At 41.8% G+C, this 2522-nt stretch carries 1 protein-coding gene; it reads right to left on the reverse strand.

Annotated elements, in window-relative coordinates:
• A partial coding sequence (locus tag KKI13_03815) for a hypothetical protein (protein ID MBU4488175.1) occupies positions 1-2471 on the reverse strand: 2471 nt, incomplete at its 3' end.
• Between the last annotated feature and the right edge of the window lie 51 nt (positions 2472-2522).

A 2522-nucleotide genomic window follows, 5' to 3' on the forward strand; every position in this document is an offset into this window, starting at 1 on the left:
TCAATATAAGTTGTCATGCAGGAACTCCCATCCTGAGAGTCAAACACGCCCATATCACCGCCTAAAAGATTCGGTTTTGTGCCGTCATTAAAATCATCTACATGTAACTCGTTAGGCGTCACACGAAGCTCAAAATGCGTAATCTCACTCCAATTACCTGCCTTGTCAAGCGCTTTAACATGGAAGTAATACAATCCTTCCGTTAAATCATAAACCTGCTGCATAACTTGGCCCTCGATAACATCATCAACTATCGTATTGGGTTCCTCGTCCAAGATAAAGGAGTATCCCTCAATACCGCTTGTGTCATGTGCTATCCAGGTAAATACGACTTTCCCTGAATTTACAATGTGAGATTTTGGATATAGGACTTCGGGTGCCTCCGGTGGAGTGGTATCTAAATCTACATCATAGATCCATGACCAGCTAAAAGGCGATGGAATGGCATTTCCGGCTTTATCGCTAACCTCGAGCAAACTTACATTTATCTCTTGGCCATCGGTAAAAACTAAAGACGCTGGACTTATTCTATAAGGTGAGAATGTTAAGATCTGGGACGTAGAGTTATAATATAAGGCTGGACTAAATACCTCATAGATCGCATCTTCTACTTTAAACTTTATTGTTTTCTTATCCACGCCAAGGCCAGGATCATCACTAATTGAAAGGGTTATAATTGGGCTTCCGCTTATAGCCCCGTTCGCAGGATATGGTGAACTTACTCGCGGCGGAGTATCATCTTTCAAAATCATATAGTGGTTCGCATCTGACCAGTTACCCGCGCTATCCTTAGCCCTTATATGGAAATACCAGGTTCCATCTGCCAGACCATTATATGTTGTAGAAATAGCGGTACCTTCACTTACATTATCAGGTACGGTATTTGCCAACTGATCTATTGAGTAACTGTATCCTGCTGCGGCTGGTTCTCCACTAGGCATAACCCAATTAATTCCAAACGGTTGAGTTACGGATTTTGTAATTATAAAATTATCAATCCAATAGGCAGCGCCTGCCGCATTATTACCTCCCGGTATTGTTGAATACCAGTAATCCATATCCCACTCGCCCATTATTATTTCAGTAACTGTAAAAGAGGGTGCGCCGGGATACTGGTTTTCAAGCAACCTCAGCAAATCAATCTCAGCATGATGCCATTCATTATCGGCAATCACATCTTCAACCTCTCCTATTGTTTCTATTGAAGAACCTACTTCATTAGGATCGTCTGTAAACCGTATTTCATCCCAGACACCGTTTACTTTTACCCTAAAATTGGTCTTCACCCCTTCCGGTATCTTATAATCAAAGCTCATTATAGGATATTGTGCAGGATCAAAACTATCTTCCAAAACATAACATGAAAAATCTCCGCCTTCGTGAGTATTAACTATCTGGGCTGAGAACTTTCCCGTTAGAGATGTGCTGCCGTCCTGATAAACAGTGGCCCCACTTATTCCGCTTCTATTTCGCCAGTCTCCTAAGTTATCCTCGAATGTGTTCTGGCAAATTGAAGGATCGGTGGACGAATATATCGAAGGTACGCTTGGCGGCGTAGTATCATCTACACTTATAGTCATCTCCTTGGTTGGATCAACAATTGAAGAGATGATTATCGTTTCATTATCCAAGGCGCCTACTGTTCGTGTTAGAGCATTGCTTTCTAGCCCAATATATATTACTCCTCTATATGTCCCGGTATTAGGGCCTGTTTCCGTTAAGGTTACTAATATACCAGTTGTGTCAGTAATACTTGACTTTACTAATACGGTTGTAGTATTAATCGTAGCAGGATCCGAATCTTCGCCTATAAGTTCTATATATAAACGATTTCCTGCTTGTGTGGTTGTAACGGCAGTTGAAAAATCGCTCTCATAGCCACCTATGCCGCTAACCGCGGTAGGCGGACCTAATATAGCTTCGATATCCACTTGTTCGGATGAAGCGCTTATATTCCCAGCTATATCAACAGCTTTTGCAGTAATGTGATTTAAACCCTCATTCAACGTTACCTCTTTAGCAAACCAATCGTTTCGAGACAGCTCTGATACGCCCTGAGATTGTCCGTTAACAAATACTTCAACCGTAGTTTCGGCTTCGGTCTCTCCATATATTACACAAGACAATTTATTTGATGGTGAAAGCGGTTGATAAAGAACCGGCGCTTGTGGTATGGTGTTATCGCAGAATACAGCGTAATACGCTCTGAATAGGGGGGTATGTAAAATTTGGCTTGTGAGGATATTATTATCGGTATCGATCGCTGTGGGAATATATTTCCATCTTTGGGACAATATGTCCCATTCATAAATCCCTAGTTTCTGTTCATCAAGACCCGTTATCTCGCTATCCGAATATGAAATTGTCGTATCGGCCGGCTCAGTGAAATTTATTCCAGGCGCTTCTAATTCATAGATTGTACCGACAAGGTTCAGCGCCGAAGGAACTTCTGGAGGATTAACGGCTGGCAAAATCGATACGACTTCAAAACTATAGCTTAATGATAGCGATCCAATGTCTAA

The organism is Candidatus Omnitrophota bacterium (assembly GCA_018894435.1).
In the GTDB taxonomy this organism is placed as follows: domain Bacteria; phylum Omnitrophota; class Gorgyraeia; order JAHIPI01; family JAHIPI01; genus JAHIPI01.